This window comes from Hymenobacter arcticus (assembly GCF_054779975.1).
Genome location: NZ_BAAGXF010000018.1, coordinates 18,134 through 43,470, shown reverse-complemented (window position 1 = coordinate 43,470; position 25,337 = coordinate 18,134). Strand labels below are relative to the sequence as shown.

The window sequence follows — 25,337 nt, the reverse complement described above, 5'->3', positions numbered from 1 at the left end:
GATAAATAATTTAAATTCAAATAAGAATGTCACTTATTCATTTAGCTACCACCTATGATGGCCCGCGTGATTTTGCGGACGACCCGCAAAATCCGGGCGTATATAGTGTAAATTATTATAGGTCAACCACGTTTTGGAATACGGAAACCAAGGCAACTGAGCTAGGTCTGAATGAGCCTTATCCTGAACCTTATGTGGGGGGGTATCAAGGTGCAATAGCGGAGCCCTCCCCCGACAGTTATTATAGCAAACCAACTACTGAACTGGTCGACTTCTTTATAGTGCCTCAGAATGGGTACGGGGCTGATGCTGCCCAGTATGGCGTGCCCGTGGGCAGCTACGCTTTTGTGTACCATAAAGGCAACGGGGAGGTAGAATACCGCATAGGCAACCGACTGCGCGCAGAAATGCCTCAGGTGCAGAACGTGGCACCTAATGGCACGCTGGGCATTGCTATTATTGGCGTAAGCCCCGTTGTTGCTGGTCTTGATATTACTACTGCGGTATCGGGAAGCCTGAATGGCGGCCCGCGAGTGCCATTTACGGACCATGCGCCCACCGAAAACAAGCGGTTTCACACTTTTACGGGCCTCGCACCGGGCACTTACCCGTACGAAATACGGGTAGATGATGACCAGCCTTCGCTGACGGGCACGTTCTTCGTCACCAACCCGGTAGACGTGAAGGTGTCGCCCACGCGCGAGTCGCTAACCGGCACGCCCGGCACGGTCTATTTTGAAGTAACGCCCAAGAGCCCTACAACGGAGCTAACGGCCCCCGTGTATGGCACCGTAACTAACCTGGAAGGCCGCACGCTCTTCACCAACCGCAACCTGAACAGTGGGGTCACTAAGGCTAATGCCTGGGTGCACGAGATTTTAAACGTACCGGTTGGGGTCTATAATTATCTCATCGAGGTAGAAGATGGTCAGTCCATTCAGAGGGGCAACTTTACCATTGCCAAAGAACAAAATACCGCGTACGACTGCCAACTGACATACGAAGGCATGTCGCAAGTAGCCACCGACCGGGGCAAGGCTACTGGCAAGCTCCTTGTGAAGCTGAGCGGAGGAACCGGTGATGGGTTGTTCATTTTAACCCAGGATGGGGCTGAAGTACTGCGCCAAACCCTGGATACAACCCCAGCTAGTGGCCAAACGATAGCCGAAGTAACGCTTTCGGACTTGCCGGCCGGCCTCTATGACCTGACGGTATCACTAGTAGACCACCCTGACTGCAAAGTGCCGGCGGCCCCCAAAGCGGGCGAAACTCCTAAAGTTATTCGGCTGGAAGTACTACCCCCCGACCTCGAAATCGGCGACCAGCTCGTGTTTCTGCCCTGGGTGCAGCCCCAGCTCACCAGCGTGGCCAGCGGCACCCGCGTGCAACTGGCGGCTACCCTCTCGATAGACCCCGCCGTGGCGGCCACCAGCAGCACGCCGGCCATCCCGGCCACCCGCAATACTAAACCCGAAACCGTGGCCACTACCACGGCCCGCATCTACGGGCCGGGCGAGGTGATGGGCCTGCACCAGCGGGCCATTCTGGGCACCACGCCGGCCCCCGATGCCACGGGCTTTTCGCCGCTTCAGTTGGCGGCCATCGAGTTTCAGGATGAGGACCTGCCCTGGCGCTACAGCACCCGCAAGCGGGCCGCTTTTAGCTCCGATTTTAACGGTCCGGGAGCGCTCAAAAACAAGCCCGAGGCCCCGCTGCCCTGGCTGTTCTTGCTGGTGCTCAAGGGCACCGAGTTTACGACCCTGCCCTTGACCGGACCGCTGCCCCGCATCGCGGTGAGTCCCGGCGCGCCGCTGCCCTCGGGGGCGGCCCCCGCCGGCTGGGTGGCCCAGCCCGAGCTGTGGGCCCACGTGCAGGTAATGGCCCCGCTGGGTACCCCCGGCGATGCGACGACGCAGCCCACACCGCCCTCCGCTACGGAGCTGGACAATTTTCTCAATAAAACGCTGCCCGCCAGCCCCGACCTGGCCTACTCGCGCCTGCTGAGCCCGCGCCGCCTGGCGGCCGACACCGCCTACACCGCCTTTGTGCTGCCGGCCCTGGAAGTGGGCCGCCTGGCCGGCCTGGGCCTGAGCACCGCCAACATCGACGAAACTACCCCGGCCATCCCGGACGGCCCGCGCAGTGCGGCGCTCGAATTCCCGGTGTATTTTCAGTGGCAGTTCAGCACGGGCTCGGAGGAAGACTTTGAGAGCCTGGTGGCCCAGCTTGGCTCGGCCCAGGCCAGCACCACGGCGGCCACCGCGCCCCGCCTGGCCGTGCCCACCCCGGCGGGCACCTACCCGCTGCCCATGCCGGCGCTGCTGGTCGATGCGGCGGCCCCCGTGCCCACCGACGCCGCTACCAACGCCGCGCTGCTGCCCCCGGCCGGCTACCTCTACACCCAGCTCACACCTGGCCTCAGCCTGGCCTCCGCGGCTGGCAGCCGGCCCGTGGTGACGCCCCCGCTCTACGGCCGTGCCTACCTCGACCAGTTGACGCTCACGGCCCCCACCTCGGCCGCGCCCATTGCCGGCAGCTGGCAGCACCGCGTGAACCTCGATGCCCGCTACCGCACCCTGGCCGCGCTGGGGGCCCAGGTGGTGCGTACCAACCAGGAGGAGTACGTGCGCCGCGCCTGGGACCAGGTGCAGGACATTTTGCTGGCCAATGAGAAGCTGCGCGGGGCCCAGTACGGCCTGCGCACCACCACCGGCCTGCGCGACCAGCACCTGCCGCTGGCCACCATTATTACCACCACGACCACCACGAGCGCCATGGGCGGCGGCAACCTGGCCACCAGTTTCACCAGCCCCGACGCCTCGTTTGCCAGCGCCCAGGCCAGTACCAGCGACGGCCCCACCAGCGCCGGCTTCGTGCCCGAAAGCGTGGGGTCGCCGCGCGTGACTACCAGCACCAGCACCGCCACCAGCGTGGGCATGGCCGACTACGGCCTGCACCTCACCGGCCTGGCCCTGAGCCGGGTGCGCGTCACGGACCCCACCACCCAGGCCCCCCTCACGGCGCGCGAGGCCATCCGGCGCAGCAGCACGCCGCTGGCGGCGTTCAGCCCCACGTTTCGGCGCCTCACCAAGCCCTTTGGCAACTACGTGGTGGGCCAGGCCGGCCGGCCGCTGCGCCCCACCCAGCCCGAGGGCCCGGCCCCAGCTAGCCCCACCCTGCGCGAAGCCGGCACCAGCCTGCGCCAGCGCGACGTGCTGCTCACCAGCCTGGCCCAGGGCCGCCTGGCCGCCACGCCGCCCCTGGCCGAGCAGGCCCGCACCTTGCAGTTTGCCGATGACCGGGTGGATAAGCTGTTGCTTGCTTTCAATAAAGAGGTTGATACCAGTAAGATAAGTATCAGTCAGCTGACGGGTAATGCCGACGCGCTGGCCCGCCTGCAGGCCGCCTTCGGGGGCTTCGTGGTGCAGCCTACGGCCACCACCGGCACCGCCGAGCGGCGCGTGGGCTTCCGTAAGCCCCAGTACAAGCGCCCCGCGCTGGCGCTGCCCACCCTGCTCACCGGCCTGGTAACGGGCACCGCCCCGGGCCCGATTTTTACGAAGAAAATCGGCCAGGCGGCCCCCACCGTTTCGCTGCCCCCCACCAAGCCAGTGGTGCCCGGCGACTTTGAGGCCGTCGACTTCAACGCCAACGACTTCTACGTAGGCGACGACGTGGAGGAGCCCGCCTACACCATCCCGGCCGACTGGCTGGGGACCGATTTCAGCCCCGCCGACTTCCGCACCGTGGCCGGGGTAGTGTACGACAGCCCACCCGCACCGGTGCTCGATGCCCCCATGTCCGACGCCCCCGCCCCCGTGGTGAATGCCTTGCTGGCCAGCGAGGTGAGGGCCAGCCCGCCCCCCACCAACCTGGACGGTATCACGGCCGGCAGCCCGGCCAGCATCATGGGCGAGAGTCCGGCCAGCAGCAGCACCACTAGCCAACGCAGCACGGCCACTAGCACGGCGGCGCCCGCCACCGATGGCACGTTGCCGGCCCTTAAGCAGGCCAAGGTGTTCCCCGTGTTTAAGGACCCGATGGGCGAGCCGCTACGCCTGCTGCACCCCGACCTGTTTGTGCCCGGCCTGGGCGATTTCCCAGCCAGCGGCGTGGCCGTGCTCGACGTCAACCAAGCATTCATCGAGGCCTATATGGTGGGCCTCAACCACGCCCTGGGCTCGGAACTGAGCTGGCGGGGCTTCCCGGTGGATTTGCGCGGCACGTTCTTCCAGCAGTTCTGGGACGTGAGCGAGCACCTCAACACCACTTTACCGGCCGACGCTACGGCCACCGCCAACCAGGAAGCCGCGCTGGTCGATATCAAGCCCCTCGACCAGTGGGGCCGCCAGCCGCTGGGGGCCAATGCCCCCGCGCCGGCCGCCAATGCCCCGGTGCTGCTGCGCCTGGCCGTGCGCTCGGAGCTGTTGCGCCGCTACCCCAACCTGGTGCTGGCCTTGCAGCTCACCAGCGTGGTGGCCCCCGCCCAGCCCGCCGCGCCGGCCCCGGCCGTGCTGCCCGACCCCACCGCGCCCGCCACGCTGCTGCACCCGCGCCAGCGCCTGGCCGTAGGCCAGGATATGGCCATCGTGACCTTCGCGGTGCCCCAGGTGGCCGATGTGGCCGCCGCCAAGGCCACCTACTCGCTGCTGCTCATGGAGCGCCCCGGCCAGCCCAAGTTTGGCTTCGATGAGCTGGTTACCCTACCCGACCCAGTGCCGGACCCAGTGCCGCTCACCACTGTCAACCCGCTGAGCTGGAACGACTTGTCGGTACCTTACCTGCGGGACGCCCTGGGCATTAAGACCGATGACAACCTGGCGTTTTACCCCATCGCGCCGCCCGCCGGGGCCACCAGCCTCCAGCCGCGCGCCACGGCCGAGCCGGCCGGCGTGGCCTACCTCACCGACGGGGCCCGCGTGGCCTACGCCCTGTTTCAGGAGCCCGTGCTGGCCAGCCTACCGCTGGCCGACATCTTCGGCTAGTCTGCCGGCCGCTGGTGCCGCGCCGCCCCCACCCGGGCGGCGCGTGCGCCGGCCCCAGGTAAATAGTAGCTATTTTTTGCTTTAGCATTTTAGTCCCTTATTTCTCGATTGCTTTTAGTCTAAAGCAGTTATTCAGTACTCCCTTATGGCCACCCCGCTGCCCTCGCTCAACGCCAACCTCGATGCCCACCTGCCCGTGCTGCTGCTGCCGGTGAGCGTGCAGGTGAAGTTTGTGCACACCCCCGCCCGCCCCGCCGCCGGCACGGCGGAGAAGTTTGAGCTGCTCGTGCGCTGCTACCCCGACCAGCTCGGCATCAGCACCCACCAGGTGGCCCTCACGGCCCCCGAGCAGGCCGCTGGCCGCGACTACTGGGGCCAGTCGCCCTTTACCGACGACCACGGCCAGCCGCAACCCCACGACCTGGGCCACTGGCGCGCCCTGGTAGCCCGCTTTGGGGTGCCGCGCGCCAGCTGGATTTTGCGCCAGACGTCGGCCCTAGGCCAGGCCACGGCCCTGCCCGTGGTGGACAGCAACTGGACTGAGCCGGCCGTGGCCCTAGGCCTGCCCGACCGCTTTTCGGTGCTGCTCTACACCGCCGCCGATGCCGCCCAGGCCGATGAGGTAACGGAGGTGAAGGCCACCGCTGCCGGCCAGCTGCTCTTTGGCTCGCCCACCTCGCCGGCCTACGCGGCCAGCCGCGTGCCGCAGCCCACCACCGAGTTTCTGGTGCTGCGCCACGCGGCCACGGGCAACGCCATCGGGCCTCAGGCGCTGAGCGTGAGCCTGCACCCTGACCCCACGCCCAGCACGCCCAGCGGCGTACTGGGCGTGGACGACCAGAACAAGTGGACCGTGGACTTTGCCGAGGCCGAGCGCGTGGGCATGGCCGTGCGCATTGCCTTCGCCTCGGAGGAGGAGTACCGGGCCGGCTTTGCCCGCCTCGTGGTGGTGGGCGTGCGCCAGGCCAGCCCCACCGACAGCCAGCAGGCGTTTGAGCGCCTGCTCAGCGACCACTACTACACCGATGGCTTGCAGCTGGTGGCCCAGGGCACGCCCACCAACAACACCGATACCGTGGCCGCCGGCTACAGCTCGCGCGAGCGGGCCGATGCCGACGCCGCCTTTGGCCTGCTCACGCAGTCGGCCACCTTCGACGCGGCCACGCCCTGGGCCGCCCGCCCCGACGGCCAGCACCTGGCCGCCGCCCTGGGCCTTAGCAGCGCCCTGGCCCCGGCCGGCGGCGCGCCCGCCGCCCTGCCCACCGTGCCCGCCCTGGCCGGCGCCGAGGGCCAGGATACTACGGAGGCTCAGCTCATTAACCAGGCCCTGTGGCCGGCCACCTACGGCTATTTCCTGGAGGAGATGCTGGCCCCGCTGCTGCCGCCCGCCGCCCTGGACTGGACGCGCCAGCTGGTGGAAAGCTACGTGCTGGCCCGCGGCACTGCCCCCGCCCTGCGCGTGGGGGCCCAGCCCTACGGCCTGCTGGCCACCACCCAGTTTTCGGCCTGGCAGGCCGATGACCAGCAGCCGGGCCACGCCTACGCCACCACCTTGCAGGCCGTGCTGCGCCGGCTCGACGCGGCCTGGACCGAGCGCCTCAACCCCCAGGATGACTTGTACCCCGCCAGCGTGGCGGCGGGCGCGGCCCAGGCGGGCTTCGTGAAGCCGCCCACCGTACGCGACAACCTGCTCACCACGCTGGCCCTCGATGCCACCTCCACCGAGTACTACCAGCGCTACCTCATCGGGCCGCTGCTGGCCGAAGCGCTCAACAACTACGCCCACCAAACGCCCGACGACGACAACCAGCTCAGTAGCATCTGGGCCGATGCGGCCAGCGGTATTGGCGTGTATGACCCCGCCCAAAGCCCTGTTTATAAGGATTTTGCTGATTTGCTCGACCCCGCCGGCACGCTGCTGCCGCGCCCGCTGGCCGCGCCGCCCATTTTCGGGCAGGTGTTTCAGAGCGCCTTTACCAAGCTCGCCGATGCCTTTGCCGACGAGCCCGCCGCCCGCCGCCAGGAGGGCGTGCTGCTCGACGACCAGCCGCTGTCGGAAACCGCGCCGCTGGCCTCATTTGGGGGCCTGCTGGGCAGCGTGCCGGGCTTTACGCCCGCCGCGGGCCGGGCCGCCAACTACGTCGATTGGCTGGCCTGGGCCTCGTTTGACGAGGTGCGGCTCGAACGCTTCACATCCATCATCGACCCGGCCAACAGCGGTAATTTTCACGCCCCGAAGTCGCTCTTATACAACCTGTTGCGCCAGGCCGTGCTGCTGCGCTACTGGGCCGCCGCCAAAGCCTACTTCACCACCCACACCACGGCCGCCGGCCAGCGGCCCAGCGCCGCCCAGCAGCTCGAAAGCGAGACGTTTAACATCCTGACCCTCGGCGACAAGCCCCGCTGGAACTGGCTCTACGACCAGGTGACCACGGCGGGCGGCGGGGGCACGCAGCCGCTCCACGAGTACCTGCGGGCCCACGACGCCGACCTCGCCGGCTACCTCACCAGCCTGGGCCGCCTGGCCGCGCTGCCCACCGCCCGGCTGGAGCGCCTGCTGGCCGAGCACCTCGACCTGGGCTCCTACCGCCTCGATGCCTGGCGCCTGGCCCCCGTGACCGAGCGCCTGCACCTGCTGCGCGAAACCAGTGCCGGGGCCCAGGGCAGCCACCTGGGGGCCTTTGGCTGGCTCGAAGACGGCCGCCCCACCGACCACTCTACCGTGGGGGCCGACGGCGTGCACGCCGACCCCGACAACCTGGGCTACCTGCACGCCCCGAGCCTGACGCACGGCACGGCCGCCGCCATCCTGCGCCAGGGCTACAAGTCGCGCCAGCACACGGCCGACCCGCTTGACCCCGCCAGCGACCGCATGGCCGTCGATATTTCGTCGCGCCGGGTGCGCGCCGCCCTCGAGCTGCTTGAGGGCCTGCGCGGCGGCCACTCGCTGGGGGCCCTGCTGGGCCAACGCTTCGAGCGGGCGCTCACGCAGCAGCCGGGCACGGCCGACGGCCAGCCATACGCCTACTATATCAGCCAGTTCCGCCGGTCGTTTCCGCTTGCCGACGAACTGGCCCTGCCCGCCGACCAAGCCGCCAGCAGCACCCCGCCGCCCGTGGGCACCGCCGTGGAGCAGGCCCAGCGCCAGGTTACCGATGGCGCGGCCCTGCTGCGCACCGCCGCCCAGCGCAAAGCCTACCCCTACGGCGTGGCCCTCACGCCGGCCGCCACCTCCGACTTCGGCCTGTTTATCACCGCCCAGCTGGCCCAGCTCACCGACGAGCTCGACGCCCTCGGCGACCTGGCCGTGACGGAGAGTATTTACCAGGCGGCGCGGGGCAACGCCGACCGCGCCGGGGCCGTGCTCGAAAGCGTGGCCCAGGGCCAGTTTCCGGTGCACCCCGATATCGTGCACCCCAATGCGCGCGGCTTCACGCTCACCCAGCGCGTGCTGGTGCAGCTGCCCGCCGCCGCGCTCACGGGCTGGCCCGCCGGCCCCACGCCGCGCGCGCTGGCCGCCCCGCGCCTCAACGCCTGGCTGGGTCAGTTTTTGCCAGACCCGCAGGCCGTAAGCTTTGCCCTGGGCTACCGCACTGCTAACGGCGACTGGCTCCCCCGGGACTCGGCTACGCTCTTTCAGGCGGGCCTGCAACCCATTGATTTACTGTACTTGCTGGATAAGAAAGCCCTGCAAGCCGACTCGACCCTCGACCGCCTGCTAAGCTATACCTACGGCCTGCTGCCGCGCGTGCTGCCCAGCGGCGGCCCGGTGCCGGCCGATGCCCGGCTGGCCCTCGACTACACCACTGGCCCGGCCCCGGCCGCCCTGGCCCGCGTACTGCCCCTGCTGGCCCGCCTGCGCCAGCTGCTGAGCGGCGCCCGCCCCGCCCTGGCCCCCGACCTGCAAGCCCCCGGCCGCGTGGCTGATGCCAACGAGGATGCCGGGGCCCAGCTTGCCGCGCTCAGCAGCCGCCTGTTGCCCCGCCAGACTACCCTCGCCGGCCTGGCGGCCACGGCGGCCACGGCCGCCGACTGCTACCAGGCGGCCCTCTTCGACGTGGCCGAGGCCCTGCCCGGCCTGGCCCCCGGTGCCGATGCCGCCACCCTGGATGCCGCCAGCCGCCGCGTGCGCCAGGCCCTGCAAACCCGCCTGGCCGACCTGCCCGCCACCGCCGCCCCCACCGTGGCCGCCGAACTGGACCGCGCCCAGGCGCTGTTCGGCCCCGCCTTCCGGCCCGATGTGGAGTTTGCCCTCGGCAACCCGGCGGCCAGCGCTACCGACCCGGCCAACCTGGCCCAGGCCGCCTACGCCGCCGCCGTGGACCCCGCCGCCGCGCTGCGGCTGCTGCGCTACTACGACAAGCCGGCCCAGGCGCTTACGCCTTCGCTGGCCATGCAGGAGTGGGTGCACGGCCTGGCCACGGTGCGCGAGCCCCTCAACCACCTCGATAAAATATTGTTAATCAACAGCCTGCTTGACCCCGCCACCGAGCTGGCCCCGCTGCCCCTGCTGCCCGCCCAGCTCGTGAGCGTGCCCGGCATTGCGCCCGATACCAAGGGCGACTACTGGCTGGGCCTGCCCTGGGACACGGCAACGACCGATGATAAGGGCAACCCCAAGCCGCCCTACGCCCCGCCCGCCGATGCCCTCTCGCTGGTGCAGTGGCTGCCGGCGCAGTACCAGGCCACCGATATGCAGTGCGCGCTCTGGCTCGACGAGTGGGCCGAAACCCTGCCCCAGCCCCAGCAGCCCACGGCCCTCACCTTTCACTTCGACCAGCCCAACTCGGAGGCCCCGCAAACCATGCTGCTCGTGGTGCCGCCCACCCCGCCGGCCCAGCTCGCCCCCGGCGCCACTTGGACCCTCGCCACCCTGGCCGGGGCCCTCAACGAAACCCTGGACCTGGCCAAGAAGCGCACCGTGGAGCCCGATGCGCTCGCCTTTACGCCGCTGGCCACCGTGCTGCCCGCCGTGGTGGCCCCCGTGGCCCAGCAGGCTGTCACGCTCACCCTCGACCTGGGCCGCCTCAACAACTCGGCCCGCTTCGACGAGGTGGCCTTGCAGCCGGAGTAAATAGTTCAAGTAGTTGCTAATCAGACGTTGATAATCACCTAAAAAGAATGCCGTGCCCCGCGGGCGGCTCCGCACCGGGCCGCCGCGCCATTGGGAAAAGGAAAGCAGCTGCACCCGCCCGGCCACCGGTGGCCGCCCGCCCGGCACGGCTTCTTTTTTTTAGGAACATACTACCCTTATTGCCAAGGGATTACCTACCTGGCAGCCCTTCCTCCACGCCCCAGTTTTTTGCTTACGCTTATGCAAACGCCCAGCCAGGTGCAGGCCCTGCTCGCCGCCAACCGCCTCGAAGCCCGCCCGCGCAGCCCCGAGTTCAACCGCGCGCTGCGGGCCGAAGTGCGCGACCCTACCTGGCTGCTGGCCCGGCAGTGGCAAATGCGCGAGTTTCGGGCCGAAGACCGCGGCACCCCCGCCGCCGCCGCCGTGCGCCTGCGCCAGCAGCCCCTAAGCTGCCTGGCCACCCCCAGCCTGCCCGCCGGCCGCCCCTACCACCCCCAGCACCAGCCCCTCGAAGCCGCCGTGGAGGCCCAGCCCCGCGCCGTGGGCCTGGGCCTGCGCCTCCAGATGGGCCAGTACTGGCGCCGCCTGCTGCGCACTGCCCTGGCCGCCCAGCCGGCCCCCGGCACGGCCCAGGAGCAGGCCGCCGCCCTGGCCGTGTGGGCCGCCGTGTACCCGCTGGCCCAGGCTACCGACGAGGTAACCGCCGCCCAGCAGGCCACCGCCCCTGAAGCGCTGGCCCTGGTGCAGCTGGCTGGTAGCCAGGCCCTGGATGGCTACGCCCTCTACCAAGACTTGCTGGCGCCCTACCGCACCGAGCTGGCCGCCGAGCTGGCCGACAGCGAGCTGCTGGCCGAGAAGCTCAAAACCCGCCACCCGGCCCAGACCCTGCTGGCCGCCGACTTTCCTAACTCGCCCTTTGCCACCCACGCCCGCCCCCTGGACCTGGAAGCCAGCCTGGCCACGGCCGGCGGCCGGGCCGGGCTGGTGGCCCTGGCCGACGGCCTCGATGTGCTGGCCCGGCAGTTTATCGCCGCCTTTCACCGCCTCTACTTTTTGGGCGATGACAACGCCACCTGGAGCACCGAAGGCATGGCCTACGGCTTCCGCCTGGGCGCGGGCGCCGACGGCCTGACCGCCGCCCACTACCCCGGCGGGGCCGCCCTGCCCTGGTATGCTGTGGACCGTGCCGCCGCCGCACCCAGCGCCACGGTGGCCGCCGCCGTCACCCTCGAAACGCGCACGCTGCTGCCCACCGAGGTGCTGTTTCCGGGCGCGCCGGCCGCCCGCTGGTGGGAGTTTGAGGACCGCCGCGTGGACTTTGGCCAGGTGACGGGCCACGCCGCCGACTGGGGCCGCATGCTCTTGCAAGAGTTTATGTTTCTCTACCAAAACGACTGGCACACCGTGCCTTATGCCGTAGCCCCGGGCACCGTGTGCCAGGTCGAGAGCCTGGAGGTAACCGACGTATTTGGCCAAACCTACCGCTTGCAGCCCGCCGGCGCCGGTCAGCAGCCGGAAGACCCCGCCAGCCCCGCGCCCGTGCGCATCGACAACGATGCCAACCGCTGGCGCCTCTTTGCCCAAACCGACCCCGCCACCACCCCCGGCACCCCGGCCCTGGCCCCGGTGCTCTACGTGCCGGCCGCCGTGCTCAGCCCCCAGGCCGGCCGCCCCAGCGAGCAGGTAAGCTTCCGCCGCGAAGAAGCTACCAACCTGGTGTGGGCCGTCGAAACCATCGTGCCCGACGGCTTTGCCGGCGGCCTCGATGGCAGCGCCGCCGCCGCCCAAGCCGCCGAAATGCTGCGCGCCCCGGCTACCCCCCCCCCCGCCACCGCCACCGATGCCGATGCCCCCGCCTACCGCTACCAACTGGCCGGTACCGTGCCCGAAAACTGGCTGCCCTTCGTGCCCGTGCAGGCCGCCAACGGCAGCCCCGCCCTCGAGCAGGGCCTGCTGCCCCGCCAGGTGCCCGGCCGCACCTTCCTGCCCACCGACGCCGCCTACTACGTGCAGCCCCGCACGCCCCTGCTCCAGCTGCACGGCCCCACCGCCCCCTACCGCCTGCACGAGCACGAGGTGCCCGCCGCCGGCGTGCGCGTGGAGGGCCGCAGCTACCGCGCCCGCTGGCTCGATGGCCGCGTGCTGCACTGGTTTGGCCGCCAGCGCGGGCCCGCCCAGCCGGGCGGCAGCTCGGGCCTGGCCTTCGACCTGCTCCTGCCAGGCGGCCAATAGGCCGCGCCGTTTTTTAGTTTTTTATAACAGCCTGCCAGCCTGGGGTTATTGCCACGCTGGCGGGCCCGCTGCTACCTGACTTTACTCATGAATAAGGAACAACTGGTCGCCGCCCTCTTCGAGGCCGTGCACCCCAACGGGGAAAACGGCCACGGCAAAACTACGGCCTTCGGCCTGCGCGACTTTCTAAGCACCCTCATCGACGAGCTGATGGCCCGCACTACCGGTACTACTGGTACTGGCACTACCCCCGGTACCGGCACGGGCACCCTCCCTGGCGGCCCCGCCGTGCTGGCCTCGCCGCACCTGCTCAGCTACCGCCTCACCGTAACCGATGCCGGCGAACTGGGCACGGTGCCCGCCAACGACCTGCCCTTGCAGGACCCGCTCGACGTGCTTACCTCACCCAATGGCCTCAGCTACCGCCTCACCGTGGCCGACGACGGCCACCTGCGCGCAGTGCTCACCAGCGGCCTCGTGGACCCCGATGCGGCGGCCTTCGGCACCGCCGCCGGCCTGGCTAATACGGGGCACCAGGAGGCCGTGAACCAGCTCGTGCGGGCCCTGAAAATCAGCAATGTGTGGCCCAAGCTGCGTGCCCTCTACCCCATGGTGGGCGGCACCGCCCGGGCCCACGCCCTCAACCTGAAAGACCCGCGCGACGACGATGCGGCTTTCCGCCTCACCTTTCCGAACGGGGCCACGCACTCGGCCCTGGGCGCGGGCTGGGACGGGGCCACCCAGTATGCCGATACGCACTTGGTGCCCGCCGCGCAGCTGTTCCTCAACTCGTGCCACCTGGCCTACTACGCCACCACTACCTCGCCGACCAGCACCACGCAAATTGAAATCGGCTGCCTCGGAAACGGCCAATCGCTGAGCCTGCTCTGCCGTTATGACACCGGCGTGGTGCAGCTCGAATTGCCGGGCGGTAGCACGCGCGCCAGCGTGCCCACCGCCCTGGGCCTGTCGCTGGGCAGCCGCCCCGATGGGCACACGCTGCGTGCCTATCGCGACGGGGTGGCCCTGCCCGGGGTCCCGCAAAACGACTCGGGCAACGCTCCTTACCCCGCTACGCCCATCTTATTAGCCCACCGCCAGGATGGCTACTTCTCCGACCGCACCTGCGGCCTGGCCTCCGTGGGGGAGGGCCTGAGCCCGGCCGAAGTCCAGGCCTATGCCGAGGCCGTGCGGGCCTTTCAGCAGGCGCTGGGCCGCGACGTGGCCCTTGACCCTGAGGCCCTGGCCTTTGTGCAGGCCGCCGGCCTCACCGACCCGCGCCACGTGGCGGCCGTGGGCGAGCTCGTGCGCAGCCTCAAGGCCAGCGGCGTGTGGCCCCGCCTGCGGGCCGCGTACCCGATGGTGGGCGGCACCGAGCAGGCCCACCGCCTCAACCTCATCGACCCGCGCGATGCCGACTCGGCCTTTCGCCTCACGTTTGTCAACAGCCCCGTGCACACGGCCCAGGGCCTGGAGTGGCGCGCTAGCGCCAGCACCTACGCCGATACCCACCTGGTGCCCCACGACCACCTTAGCGCCACCGACCACCACCTGGCCTACTACGCCGTTACCGACAGCAACGAGGGCGTGCAGATTGAGCTGGGCTGCATCGAGAATGGCTCGCTGAGTATGCTCGTGCGCTACCACGACCGCCAGAATGTCAACCAGTTTGAAAGCTGCGGCACCGCGCAGTGGAGCCCGCCGCTGGCCCACGGCTTGGGCTTCACGCTCAACGTGCGCGAGCGCCCGGACACGGTAGCCCTCTACCGCGACGGCCAGGTGCTGCCCCTGCGCGGCGATACCAACGTCAACGCCAACCAGCCCACCGCACCCATCTGGCTGGGCGGCCGCCAGAATGGCCAATTTTCCCAAAAAACCTGCGGCTTTGCTTCCATCGGCTACGGCCTCACGCCCGCGCAGGCCGGGGCCTACGCGGCCGCCGTGCGGGCCTTCCAGCAGGCGCTGGGCCGCGACGTAACCCTGCGGCCCGAGCTGCTGCTGGCCTAGCCGGCGGGCTGCTTCTTTGCGTACTAGGCTCTTTCATTTTATCAGCTAATAAACTGATTATAAATATGTTATCTAACCTTGAGGCCCTTTATGCCGCCATCGACCAGGCGGTGCACGCGCCCACGGCCGCCCAGCCGGGCAAGGTGACGGCCCCCGCCCTCAACGCCGTGCTGCGCCTGCTGGCCGACGAGCTGCTGGCCCGCGCCCCGGCCGGGGGGGCGGGTAGCCCCGTGCTCATTGCCCCCGATGGCACGGCCTTTCGCCTGCGCATCACCAGCACGGGCCAGCTGCTGGCCGGCCCGGTTGATGACCGCCTCGATGCCGATGCCGCCGCCTTTTGTGGGGCGGCCGGCCTGCGCGACGAAACCCAGCAGCTGGCCCTCAGCACCCTGGCCCAAACTCTGAAAACGGCGGGCCTCTGGGACCGCCTGCACGCCCTGTACCCTATGCTGGGCGGCACGGCCCAGGCCCACGCCCTGAACCTGAAAAACCCCGCCGATACCGATGACGCCTTTCGCCTCACCTTCTACGGCACCCCGCTGCACACCAACCTGGGCGTGGCCTGGAACGGCCAGAACCAGTGGGCCGATACCCACTACCTGCCCCAGGACCACCTCCCCCTGGCCTCTACCCACCTGGCCTATTACGTAACCGCGGACGATACCTCCAGCACGCAGGTGGAGCTGGGCTGCGAGGCCAATAATCACTATTTCAGCCTGTTGGCCCACTACCAGAACCGCACGTATTTTGAAAACAGCGTGGGCGGCCAGGTCACGGCACCCGTAGCCACGGGCCTGGGCTTCGCGCTGGGCACCCGCGAGCGGGCCGACCTACTGGCCGTGTACCGCGACGGCCGCCAGCTGGCCACCGCCACCACCCCCAACGCGGGCTTCCCCGGCCCGGCCGTGACGCTGGGCTGCCGCTCGCAGGGCTACTACTCCCGCAAAACCTGCGGCTTTGCCTCCGTCGGGGCCGGCTTCACGGCCGCCGAGGTGGCTACCTACTCGGCCGCCGTGCGGGCCTTTCAGCAGGCGCTGGGCCGGGCGGCCGACTAAACAGCGGGGGACCAAAAATCACTTTACCACACTACCGTATCCGCGCTCGCCCATGATGCCCGCCGACCCCACCAATGCTACCACCCTGGCCGCCCTGCTTGCCACCATCGATGCCACCGTGCGGCCCAAGGGCGGCGCGCCCCAGCTCACGGCCGGGCAGCTCAATGGCTTGCTGCGCACGCTGACTACCGCTCTGGCCCCCGCCGAAGTATCCCCGTCGCCCCCGGCCCGGCCCCGGCCGGTGCAGGTGCTGACGGCCTTTGGGCCGGGCCAGCCCATCACCTTCGCGCAGGCCACCGACTACGAGGATGCCGAGGGCCTGCCCCTCACCGAGGGCTTCGACAACCAGCACTCGCTCGGCGCCTTCAGCTACGACCAGGCCGTGCGGGGCACCACCGTGCGCGTGCAGTACTTTGCCAGTGAGGCGTTTAGCCTGCCGCCGGGCTTTAACTTGCTCAGCGGCCCGCTGCCCACCGACAATGCCCGCTACGTTATCTACCTGCGCTACGTGCGCCCCGGGGTGGTCGATGTAACGGTGGGCCCCGGCGAGGCCGGCACCTACCTGGGCCGCTTCTGGGCCTCGCCCGGCGTAACCGACCTGGGCCTGGGCCTCTACATGGGCCGCGATACCCGGGTGCTGGCCCGCACCAGTGAGGGCGGGCAGGTGCGCAGCGGGGCTTTCAACGGCGGGGGGCCCGCGGTGCATTTTGCCAGTGCCGAGGGCCCGCGCTACTTCGATGTGCTGGCCTACGCGGGCAGCCCCACGCTGCCGGCCCTGGCCTGCGGCAGCGTGGCGGGCATTGGGCCGGTGTATGGCGAGCTGAACCTGGATACCCTACCCGCGCTCACCGGGTTCTGCAACTTGCAGTTTTCCAGGGGCTACACCCGCATTGTCGCCCACAAGCCCGGCCTCGACCTGCTGGTGGCCTACCGTTATGAAGGCACGCTCCTCGACCTGGGCGCCTGCGTGGTGAACAGCCTAAACGCGAGCAGCTCGTACTGCACCAGCTTGGTGCTGCCCCCGCCCAATGACGTGCTCACCGCCCTCAATCTGGCCGAGCACCGCCTCTTTGGCCAGGAGCTGTGTTTTCCGAGCTTGCCCCGCCTGGCTACCCTCGACCTGACCACCGGCCAGCACGGCGTGGGCCGCCTCGACGTGGTCGATATCTCGAAGCTGCCGGCCCTGGCCACGCTCAGCACCAGCCAGGCATCGCTGCGCACGCTCGTTATCGGTGATAATGCCCTGGCCGCGCTCACCTCCCTCGACCTGTCCATGGGCCGCCTCACCGGCCGGCCCGAGCCCTTTGGCCAGGGTAGCCTGGGCGTGGTGTGCCAGGTGCTGGCCCGCGCCCCGCACCTAGCCTACCTCCACCTGGGCTACAACGGCCTCACCGAGGCCGAACTGGCCCAGGTGGTGGAGGCCGCCCGCACGGCCGCCACCACCGCCGAGGGCCGCCAGCTCATCCTGGCCGACAACGCCGACGGCAGCCCCTCTTACTACCTCCTGCCCGGCTACCCCGGCCCCTACAACAACGACCCCTACTTCGGCTACACCTACAACGCGCCCGTGGTGAGCGCCGCCACCCGCGCCGCCATTGGCCAGCTGCGCGCGGCCGGCTGGCTGGTGCGCTACAATGAGGCCGTGCCCCTGCGCGCCACCATAGACGAGGCAGGCCACCTGCACGCCACCTACTACGGCCCGGCCCCCGTGGATGTGTGGGCCGTGGGCGACACCCTGGACCTAACCAGCGTCGACCCCGGCCGCCTGCCCAGCGGCCCCTACACCGTGGTGGCCGGCAGCGGCCAGGCCTGGGAGCTGGCCCCCGCCGCCCCCGATGCCCCCACCCTGCTGCCCTATAGCTATGCCGTGTGGGTGGCGGCCACGCCCCCCGGCCCGGGGGTAGGCGTGAGCTAGGCCGGGGAGATAAACAATAAATTAATTGAAGTAAAATATACTTTTATTTTTTGGCGGTCGGGGCTACCGGCTGCTCTTTTCATAGTCTGCTTTATGTCAAGTCTCAACCCCGACCAGATTCTGGCCAACATCGATGCGGTGGTACCGCCCCAGGGCGGGCCGCCCAAAGTGGAGGGCCCGGCCCTGAATGGCGTGCTCCACGACCTGTTTGACCTGGCCACCACCCCGCCCACCACCTACGAGGAGGTCATCCACTTTCCGGGCCAGGCCCTGTTTCAGGACACCATTTTTGAGACCAGCTACCTGCTGTCGGCCCAGGCCTCGGCCGGCATTACCCTGCTGGAAGTAGCCGTGGGCGACCCGCTCACGGCCGCGTTTGTGCCCGTGGCCACGGGCGCGCCGCTGCGGCCGTCGCTGCCGCTGCCGGTGGGGCCGCTCACCTACCGCGTGAGTTTCGCCCCGGGCGTAACCTACGGGGCCATCAAACAACTAATTCAAATTCAATAAGTTATGGCCAACAACTTTCACCTCAACTACCCCGACCCCAACCGGCGCGTGTACGTGAGCAAGGCCGGCTCGACCAGCCCCGATGGCAGCCCCGAGCACCCCTTTAGTGAGCTGCCCGGCGGCTTTAGTTCCATGCAGTGCGTGGTGGGCACGGGCGCGTACTACCTGCCCACGCACTTTGGCGGCGGCAACCCCGGCTACCCCGACGTGGACCTGCTGGCCGATGGCACGGTGGTAGTGCTCGGCGATGGGCAAAGCCGCTTCCAGCGCCTGGGCCACGCCGGCACCCGCGCCACGGGCTTCCGCTTCGAGCAGTTTGCGGGGCTCGAGTTCAAGGGCTACTACTACGGCAACCCCTGCGCCTACACCCAGTGCGAGTTTCGGGTGCTGCCGGCCTTCGCCGGCAGCCCCAACTCGGGGGCCACCGGCAGCTGCGCGTTTGCGGACTGCGTGTTTATAAATGTGCATTTCAGCAACGACCAGACGCCGGGCGTGGGCTACAACCAGGGCGGCAACATGACCGAAACCCAGTTCACGCGGTGCCTGTTTTTCAACTGCACCTTCACCAGCCCCGCCGCCAGCGTAGCCCACTGCTACCTCGATGCCACCAGCGCGGTGTGGGCCGCCACGGCCACCGCCAACAACGTGGACCCCGGCTGCGACCCCGCCGCCGGCCACGGCCTGCGGGTGGGCAGCGCCGGCTGGGCCCGCCAGGTGCCCGATAACCAGTGCGCCGACCCACAGTTTCACCCCCAGGCGCTGGCACTGGGCGATTTTAGCGTGGCCGCCGGCTCGCCGCACCTCGCAGCCGGCATTGGGCCGGGGCAGTACCGCCAGGGCCAGGCCTTTTTGGCGGCGTACCAGCCCGCCGCCCCCGGCCAGGCGGTGAGCCCGGCCAATACCACCTTTAGGGCCGATGGGGCTACCGGGCCAGCCCCGGCCCCGGTGGCGCTACTCGGCACCACGCACGCGGTGCTGGCCACCGGCCAGGGGGCGCTCACCATCAGCCCCGATACCACTACCGACGGCACGGCCGTGCTGCGCACCGGGGCCGTGCCCCACGGCACCGACGTGGCCCTGGAACTGACCTACCTGCAGGCCCTGGGCGGCTACAACTTCAACACCAGCTACCCCGATTCCGAGGCCCAGCGCCAGCTCGATGCCCCCAGCGTATTCAACAACAACGTGCCGACCCTGGGCCCGTACGGCCCCGGCGAGGCCGGCCGCAACCCCGCCCGCCTCACCTACGGCCTGCGCTGGAGCAGCAAGCCCCAGCCCGACCCCACCAACCCCGCCGACTGGCAGCCCAACCACGGCCAGTTTGTGACGTGCGAGTGGAACACCCAGCCCCTCTACAACTCCCCCGTGGCCCCCGCCACCGACTGCGTGGGCAACGGTGCCCCCGGCTTCGACCCCGCCCAGGCGCGGGCCGTGGTCTGCCTCTGGTATCAGCTCGAGCTGGGTTTATCCAACGTGTATTACCACTAGCTCATGGCCACTTCCTTCTCTACCACCGCGCCGGGCCTGGCGGGCTGGGCCACCCAGGCCCAGCCCACCACGGCCAGCGCGCCCGGCCTGCGGGGCTGGGCCGCCCAGGCCCGGCCCACCACGGCCAGCGCGCCCGGCCTGCGGGGTTGGGCCGCCGGCTACCGCCTCAACCTGCGCCTCACGGTGCTGCTGCCCCCCACCCAGGCCCCGGCCGATACCCTGGTGCCCCTCGACCTGGTGCTCACCTACCAGCCCACCGAGGCCGGGGCTAGCCCCGTGCGCCGCGGGCTGCCCGCCTACGTGGCCCCTGGCCCCTACGCCCTGAGCGTGCCCCCCGATGTGCTGCTGACTCTCACTGGCACCAGCCCGCGCTACCAGCTCCTCACCCAAACCCTCACCCTGGCCCCCGGCCAAGTGGCGGAGCTTACGCTGCAGCTGGCCTTCCGGACCGAGGCCCTGCCCCAGTCCACCAAGGTGCGCCGCCGCCCCGGCCCGCCAACAGGCCTAGAACTTTTTTTATAAAAATATAAAATATTTTAGGATGCATAATTTTTGTCTCCCGGGTATTCACTACCTCCGCAAGACCGGGTGCCCCGGCGAGTCGGGGCTATTCTTGCCTGCCGGGCCCCGTGGGGCGCGTCAACTGGCCCCTGGAAGAAGCCACCGGGTCGCGCCGCTTCAACGCGTATCAGCGAGCCTTTTTATTGGCTTAGCACAAAAAATCAAGCAACATGTCAGTTCCCGCCATCACCATTCGCCAGCAGAATCGCCTGCGCCGCAACGAGCGGATTCGCCAAGCCTTTCGGCAGCGCTACAGTGAGGCCCCGCGCCCGCGCAAGTTCAGCCGCGAGTACGTGCTGGCCCAGTTAGCGGATAGCTACTGCCTGGCCGTGGCCACCATTGAGGACATCATCTACGCCAAGGCCCCCGCGCGGCCGGCGGCCAGGCCACCTGGTTCGGGCTAAGGGCCGGGCAGCACCGGCCCCACTCCCTGCCTGGCCCTTCCGGCTGGGCAGGGAGTGGGGCCGGTTTATTTTATTAATATCTTACTTATTATCAGTTAACTAAATAAAAACGGGCGTGTCCCCAGCCGGCGGGCGGGCAGTCGGTGCTCCTGCTACGAGCACCTCAGTGCAGGTACCCGAGCAGGCCAATGCCGGCCAGCAGGGCGGCCAGCACCCAGCCCTTGCGGTGCGCGCGGGCCCTGAACTTTTGCACTTCGGCCTGCCGCTCGTTCAGCAGCAGCTGCTGGCCGGAAAAGGCGGCCTGGCTGTGCAGCAGGTCGGCGTGGTAGTGCTGCGCCGCCAACGAATCCTGCAGGGCGGCCTGGTGCGCCTTGTCATACGCCAAGTGCCATTCGAGCGCTTCGCGGCGCACGGCCGGCAGGTGGCGCAGGCTATCGAGCAGGCGCTGGGCGTCGGGGATGCTGAGGCAGACCGGCTTAGCGGAGCTGGTCTGTGAGCTGCCGCTGAAGCTGTTCAGCAGCAGCAGGGCCAAGAGGGGGCAGCGGAGGTTTTTGAGCATGGCGCGTGGTCGGCGGCGTGGTGGCCAGTTGGTGGTAGCGGATGGCCCGCCGGGCGTGCTGGCGAGCCGTATCGAGTAGTTGGTGCGCGGCGGCGTGGGCCGCGTTGGCAATCGGCGTATCGGCGGCAACGGCCGTGCGGTGGGTGGTAATCTCCGCGGTGGTCCGCCGCACGCGGGCCCGGCTCATCGCTTCGGGGCTGGCGGGCGTGTAGTGCAAAAAGCTCCAGAGCCCGGCCAGGGCCAGCCCCAAGGCGAGGGCAGCCCCCACGGTTTGCACGGGGTAGCGGTCAAGCAGCTTTCGTAGTAGGTCCATCAAGAGCTTTCTGGTTAAGTGAGGATAGTTCGTTTTCGGCCCCGGCGACGCGGCGCTCGGGGGAAAGCGTAGCGCGGTGCCGGCAGGGTAGGGGTGGGGCCAGGCCGGCTTTCAGGGCCCGATATTGCAGTTACTCGGTGGTAGCTGGGGGGCGCACGGCAGCCCCCCCAGATTAGCGGTAGTCCCAGCGGGCGGCGGCGGCGACGTTGGCGGCGGGGTAATAGGTGCGGTGCACGCCGGCATTGGGCCCCCGGCCCTCGTTGCCGCCGAGGGTGTAAAAGCCGCGGGGGGGCCGGCCTTTGCGCAGGGGCGGCATCACTTGAGCGAAGCGGGTAATGTGGTGAATCCCGTGGCCGTAGTCGAACCCCGCCAGGTCGCCCGGCTGAATGCTGGCCAGCTCCCCGCGCCGGCCGGCCAGGTAGCCGGTGCGCCGGGGGTCCGTAAACCAGGCGCGGGCCGCGCCCTGCATCCCGGCGGCCGGAATTGGCAGGCCGTGGGCGCGCTGGTCGGCCGCCTGCGTAAAGCCGCACCACTCCAGGCCCACGTTGGGCTGCCCGCCGCCGGCCCGCACGAGGGCCGCCACGGCCGGGCCGTCGTTGCGGCCGGTAGCCTCGCGCACCGCCAGGCGGGCCGTGAGCCAGTCGATGGTAGCGGCCTGCACCGCGGGGTTGCGGGCCGGCTGGGCGCTGGCGCAGCAGGCGGGGCCGCTGAGCAGCCCGACGGCCAGCCAGCGGCGCAGCCCGCGCGGGCTGGGCAGCGGCGTGAAAACGAACATGGCGCTACTGGATAGTAAAGGCCGCGTACACGCCCAGGCCGGCCGCGCAGAGCTGCAAGCCGAAACCCAGGAAGTAGAGCAGGATGCGCCAGCGGCCCGGCTGCCGCAAAAACGTGCGCTTAAAGCCGACGACAGGGCGGGCCAGCCCCACGGCGGCGGCCCCCTCGGCCGTGCCATAGTGCCCCTTGGCCCAATCGGCCAGCACCGGCAGCACCATGTTGAGCGCGGCCCACGCCAGCAAATTAATCAGGCAGAATACGCCCACGGCAATGCTCATCTTCGAGAACACCAGGGCGGGGTCCACCACCTTGGCGGCTTCGGCGGCGGCGGCGGCCGCGCGGTCGGCCCCGGCGGCCTGGCGGGCGGCGTAGCGCACCTGCCAGTAAATTTGCAGCGGGTAGAGGCTCAGGCCGGTCGCGAAGAGCAGCAGCCAGCTCCAGCGGCGAAGCAACTGGCGGGCGCGGCCCAGGGGAGTGCAGGGTGTAGGGTGCATAAAAAAGAAGAAAGGGTGCTGAATAAATAAAGTCAACTTGCTAATTACTAATGTTTTTGCACCCGCACACTGTCGAGGTGAGTGGTGGTAACGTTCGGGTTGCGGCTTTGCAGGCGCACGTACACGCGCCGGGGTCGGAACGGCCACAACCACCAGTGCTTCTGGTCGCGCCGGCTGTAGGCCTGCACGTCAAACTCGCTGCGCAGCTGATATTTGACTTCCAGCGAATCGGGGCGGCCGGGCCGCCCCGGCTTCACCACGCCGGTCAGACTGAGCCACTTATCCTGAAAAGTGCCGGTCTTCGCCGCCGTGCTCACTACCTGGCCAGTGGTGCCCACGCGCTTGCGCAGCACCGTATCGCGCAGGGCCACCACGGGCAGCTGTTGCCGGCTGGCCACCACGGGCCGCAGCGATTGGCGGGCCAGCTCGCGGCGCAGCTGCTGGCTGAAGTCGGCCAGCAGGCCCGCCCGCAGGCTGGTTAGCTGGGCCTCGCTCACGGGCACGGCTTTGCAGATGACCGTGGGGGCGCGCCGCACGACCACGGGCGGGGGCGGCGGGGGGCGGCGCAGGCTGTCGCGCACCACCCGGTAGTTGTTGGTGATGTACTCGTTTTTGCGGTGCAGGTCGCTGTTGAGGTAGTGCTGGTAGCTGTTGTACGCCATGCTCAGCAGCAGCACGAAGCACAGCACGCCAAACAAGCGCCAGCCCGTGGCGGAGGGAGGGGGAGCGGCCATAATCAGGGGTTGGCTAAAATGGAAGCGCAGGCCCGGCGGTGCTCCTCGAACATGGCCAGGTTGATGTGCTCGTCGGTGAAGTAGCCTTCGGAAAAGCTGATGACCAGCAGCCCGAGCCAGACGCCCTGCTTGCCCGTGAGCAGGCCCACCAGGCGGCTGGTGTAGCCGCGCTCGCGCATGTAGCGCTCCAGCTCAAAGTCCTCGCACTCATCGCGGTAGAGCCAGACGTGGCCCTTGTCCAGGGCGCGCAGCAGGTTGGGAAAGCCGGCGGTAGTCAGGTTCTGACTCTGGGTGAGCCAGCGGGCCAGCGCGTTGTTTTCCACCGCTTCGGCTACCATGCTTACTTTCTGAATGCTGTCGCCGTTGGTGAAGAACTGGCCGTTTGAAAACTGGTAGATGGACGTGTGCGCCGCGCCCGCCCAGCGGCAGGCGCGGTCGGCGGCAATGTTGAGCTGAATCTGTTTCCCGGCCAGGTACACCGGGTTGCTTTGCTTCACGGCCTTGCGCACGGCGCGCCAGCCCTGAAACCCCTCCCAGGCCAGCTTCAGGGCGTAGCCGCACCCTCCCCAAATGGCGAGAATCACCACTTCGCCCAGTTTTTTCTGGGAGCTGTCGAGTAGGCTACGCAGGGCAATGAGGTCGGGCACGGGGAGTGGCGGCGGAGCGCGGAAAGGGCAGGAGAAGCGGCTTAAAAACTGGTAAGGGGCGGTTGCGCGCGCAGCCGCGCAATTGCGCGGTTCAGGTTGTCGCGCTGCAACTCGAGCACGCGCAGCTGCCCGGCCAGGGAAGCGGAGGGCGGGCAACGGGGCAGCGGCTCCGTGGGCGGGGCGGCGGCGTACAGGGCCTGGCGGCGAGCCGCAGTCAGGTAACGCCCCCCACCGCACGGGGAGCCCTCGGGGGCAGCCGGCTGGGGGGCCGTGGGCTGGGGCCGGTGAGCGTAAGACATAAGACGGGCAGCAAGGAGCACGGCACGATGCGCGCCGGCTGGCCGCAGCTGGCCGGCAAAAGCGCCAGCAACCGGGCGGGGACAGGACATCGCTTCAAAAGCAGGGAATCCACGCGGAAGTGGCTGAAGACGAGCGACTAGGTGCCGACTAAAAAAGTTAGCGCTCAGCCACCTCGATACTCAAATTTCAGGGTGCCGCCCGGCATTACCACCCCGCCGGGAGCTGCGGCGCAATAGTCACGGTAATAAGTCGCCCTAGTTGCGCAAAATGGCACCCGTGAGTGCGGGCAGCAAGTAGGAGGGCCGTTTTTGGTACCTGCTCCTTCGTAATTGCCCCGCCCAGCTTGCCCCGCTCCCCACTTTTTCAGGTGCGGGAAGGCCGGGGCGGGGCGCTAATCCGCTTAGCGGGGCGACCCCGCCCGCACCACGGCTAAGCACTGGTCGCAGCCTGTTAGCGGACGGCCGGGCGGTACCCCGGGCAACTAAACCTTATAGATAAAGCCTGGGTACGGTCTACTCCGCTTTTTGGGGTGGCTTTGCGGTCATAATTCGTCTAAACCTTAAAGCCAGGCTGGTTTTGCTGTTTGATGAGCTATCCCATTAGCCCCGAACGCACCTAGCCCTGGAACGCGCTGCCCGAGCTGCCGCTCGACCCGGCGGTGTTCAAACTGTAAGGGTAGTTATCCGAACTAACGTCGTATGTATGCTGCCGCTCGACCCGGCGGTGTTCAAACCCATTCCCGTGTATAGTTAGCTGGCGCTGGGGCGTAGCGCCGTTATTCCCAACCAAGGGCGGCTCATCAACACCATCAGCTTGTAGGAGGTCAAGGCGTCGAGCGCCATCGAGAACATCTTTATCACCGACGACCTATACCGGGCCTTCAGCGAGCAGGCCTTTGCGCCGGCGGCCGGCGGCCGGGCCGTGAAGGAGGCGCTGCGCCGCCACGAGGCGCTCTGGCCCGGCCACGACTACCTGCGCGCCCGGCCGGGCTTCGACCAGGAGTACTTCGTGCGGGTGTGCCGCCGGTTGCAGCAAACCCACGATGGCCTGCACCCGGCCCGGGCCCTCACCTACGTCAAGCAGGGCGGCACCGCCCCCAACGCCGGCACCGCGGCCTACACCCCGCCGCGCGGGCCAGGCATTCTGGAAGCCAAGCTGGCCAACCTGCTCGATTTTACGAACGACGATGCCCGCTACCCCCTCGACCCGCTGCTGAAGATGACCGTCGGCCACTTGCAGTTCGAGGCCATCCACCTAACTGGGAAAGCATCCACACCGGCCGCAATAC

General features: G+C 68.8%; 18 protein-coding genes. 10 read left to right on the top strand and 8 right to left on the bottom strand.

Going from position 1 to position 25,337, the window contains the following annotated elements; translation table 11 throughout:
• Window positions 1-281: 281 nt before the first annotated feature.
• From ACYVGC_RS21855 to ACYVGC_RS21810, 10 genes are all read left to right on the top strand, one after another.
• Complete coding sequence (locus tag ACYVGC_RS21855) at window positions 282-4,985, top strand: hypothetical protein (protein WP_460585993.1); 4,704 nt, start codon at window positions 282-284, stop codon at window positions 4,983-4,985.
• Window positions 4,986-5,130: 145 nt separating this feature from the next.
• Window positions 5,131-10,059, top strand: coding sequence for a hypothetical protein (locus ACYVGC_RS21850; RefSeq protein ID WP_460585992.1), 4,929 nt, complete (start codon window positions 5,131-5,133; stop codon window positions 10,057-10,059).
• A 240-nt stretch (window positions 10,060-10,299) separates the two neighbouring features.
• On the top strand, window positions 10,300-12,291 hold the full coding sequence (locus ACYVGC_RS21845; RefSeq protein WP_460585991.1) for a hypothetical protein: 1,992 nt from the start codon (window positions 10,300-10,302) through the stop codon (window positions 12,289-12,291).
• A gap of 87 nt (window positions 12,292-12,378) precedes the next feature.
• Window positions 12,379-14,298: a hypothetical protein gene (locus ACYVGC_RS21840; protein WP_460585990.1), complete on the top strand. Its 1,920-nt coding sequence runs from the start codon at window positions 12,379-12,381 to the stop codon at window positions 14,296-14,298.
• Between the two features lie 65 nt (window positions 14,299-14,363).
• Entirely contained in the window at window positions 14,364-15,353 is a 990-nt protein-coding gene (locus tag ACYVGC_RS21835) for a hypothetical protein (protein ID WP_460585989.1), read from the top strand.
• Window positions 15,354-15,405: 52 nt separating this feature from the next.
• Entirely contained in the window at window positions 15,406-17,268 is a 1,863-nt protein-coding gene (locus tag ACYVGC_RS21830; protein WP_460585988.1) for a leucine-rich repeat domain-containing protein, read from the top strand.
• Window positions 17,269-17,361: 93 nt separating this feature from the next.
• Window positions 17,362-17,775, top strand: a complete 414-nt coding sequence (locus ACYVGC_RS21825; RefSeq protein WP_460585987.1) for a hypothetical protein — start codon at window positions 17,362-17,364, stop codon at window positions 17,773-17,775.
• A gap of 3 nt (window positions 17,776-17,778) precedes the next feature.
• Window positions 17,779-19,263 carry a hypothetical protein gene (locus tag ACYVGC_RS21820; RefSeq protein ID WP_460585986.1) on the top strand — a complete coding sequence of 495 codons (1,485 nt, stop codon included), beginning with the start codon at window positions 17,779-17,781 and terminating at the stop codon, window positions 19,261-19,263.
• A 3-nt stretch (window positions 19,264-19,266) separates the two neighbouring features.
• A complete protein-coding gene (locus ACYVGC_RS21815) occupies window positions 19,267-19,785 on the top strand; it encodes a hypothetical protein (RefSeq protein ID WP_460585985.1) in 519 nt (172 codons plus the stop codon).
• Between the two features lie 209 nt (window positions 19,786-19,994).
• Window positions 19,995-20,228 (top strand): hypothetical protein, encoded by a 234-nt coding sequence (locus ACYVGC_RS21810; RefSeq protein WP_460585984.1) that lies wholly within the window; start codon window positions 19,995-19,997, stop codon window positions 20,226-20,228.
• Window positions 20,229-20,391: 163 nt separating this feature from the next.
• Here ACYVGC_RS21810 and ACYVGC_RS21805 read toward each other — a convergent pair whose 3' ends face one another.
• From ACYVGC_RS21805 to ACYVGC_RS21770, 8 genes are all read right to left on the bottom strand, one after another.
• Complete coding sequence (locus ACYVGC_RS21805) at window positions 20,392-20,760, bottom strand: hypothetical protein (RefSeq protein ID WP_460585983.1); 369 nt, start codon at window positions 20,758-20,760, stop codon at window positions 20,392-20,394.
• Window positions 20,705-21,100: a hypothetical protein gene (locus tag ACYVGC_RS21800; protein WP_460585982.1), complete on the bottom strand. Its 396-nt coding sequence runs from the start codon at window positions 21,098-21,100 to the stop codon at window positions 20,705-20,707. Before ACYVGC_RS21800 ends, ACYVGC_RS21805 begins: the two co-directional genes overlap by 56 nt.
• 172 nt (window positions 21,101-21,272) lie before the next feature.
• Entirely contained in the window at window positions 21,273-21,875 is a 603-nt protein-coding gene (locus ACYVGC_RS21795) for a hypothetical protein (RefSeq protein WP_460585981.1), read from the bottom strand.
• Between the two features lie 4 nt (window positions 21,876-21,879).
• A complete protein-coding gene (locus ACYVGC_RS21790) occupies window positions 21,880-22,368 on the bottom strand; it encodes a hypothetical protein (RefSeq protein ID WP_460585980.1) in 489 nt (162 codons plus the stop codon).
• A 47-nt stretch (window positions 22,369-22,415) separates the two neighbouring features.
• On the bottom strand, window positions 22,416-23,102 hold the full coding sequence (locus tag ACYVGC_RS21785; protein WP_460585979.1) for a hypothetical protein: 687 nt from the start codon (window positions 23,100-23,102) through the stop codon (window positions 22,416-22,418).
• Between the two features lie 2 nt (window positions 23,103-23,104).
• Entirely contained in the window at window positions 23,105-23,749 is a 645-nt protein-coding gene (locus ACYVGC_RS21780) for a hypothetical protein (RefSeq protein ID WP_460585978.1), read from the bottom strand.
• Between the two features lie 41 nt (window positions 23,750-23,790).
• Window positions 23,791-24,048: a hypothetical protein gene (locus tag ACYVGC_RS21775; RefSeq protein ID WP_460585977.1), complete on the bottom strand. Its 258-nt coding sequence runs from the start codon at window positions 24,046-24,048 to the stop codon at window positions 23,791-23,793.
• An 868-nt stretch (window positions 24,049-24,916) separates the two neighbouring features.
• Window positions 24,917-25,303: a hypothetical protein gene (locus tag ACYVGC_RS21770; protein WP_460585976.1), complete on the bottom strand. Its 387-nt coding sequence runs from the start codon at window positions 25,301-25,303 to the stop codon at window positions 24,917-24,919.
• Between the last annotated feature and the right edge of the window lie 34 nt (window positions 25,304-25,337).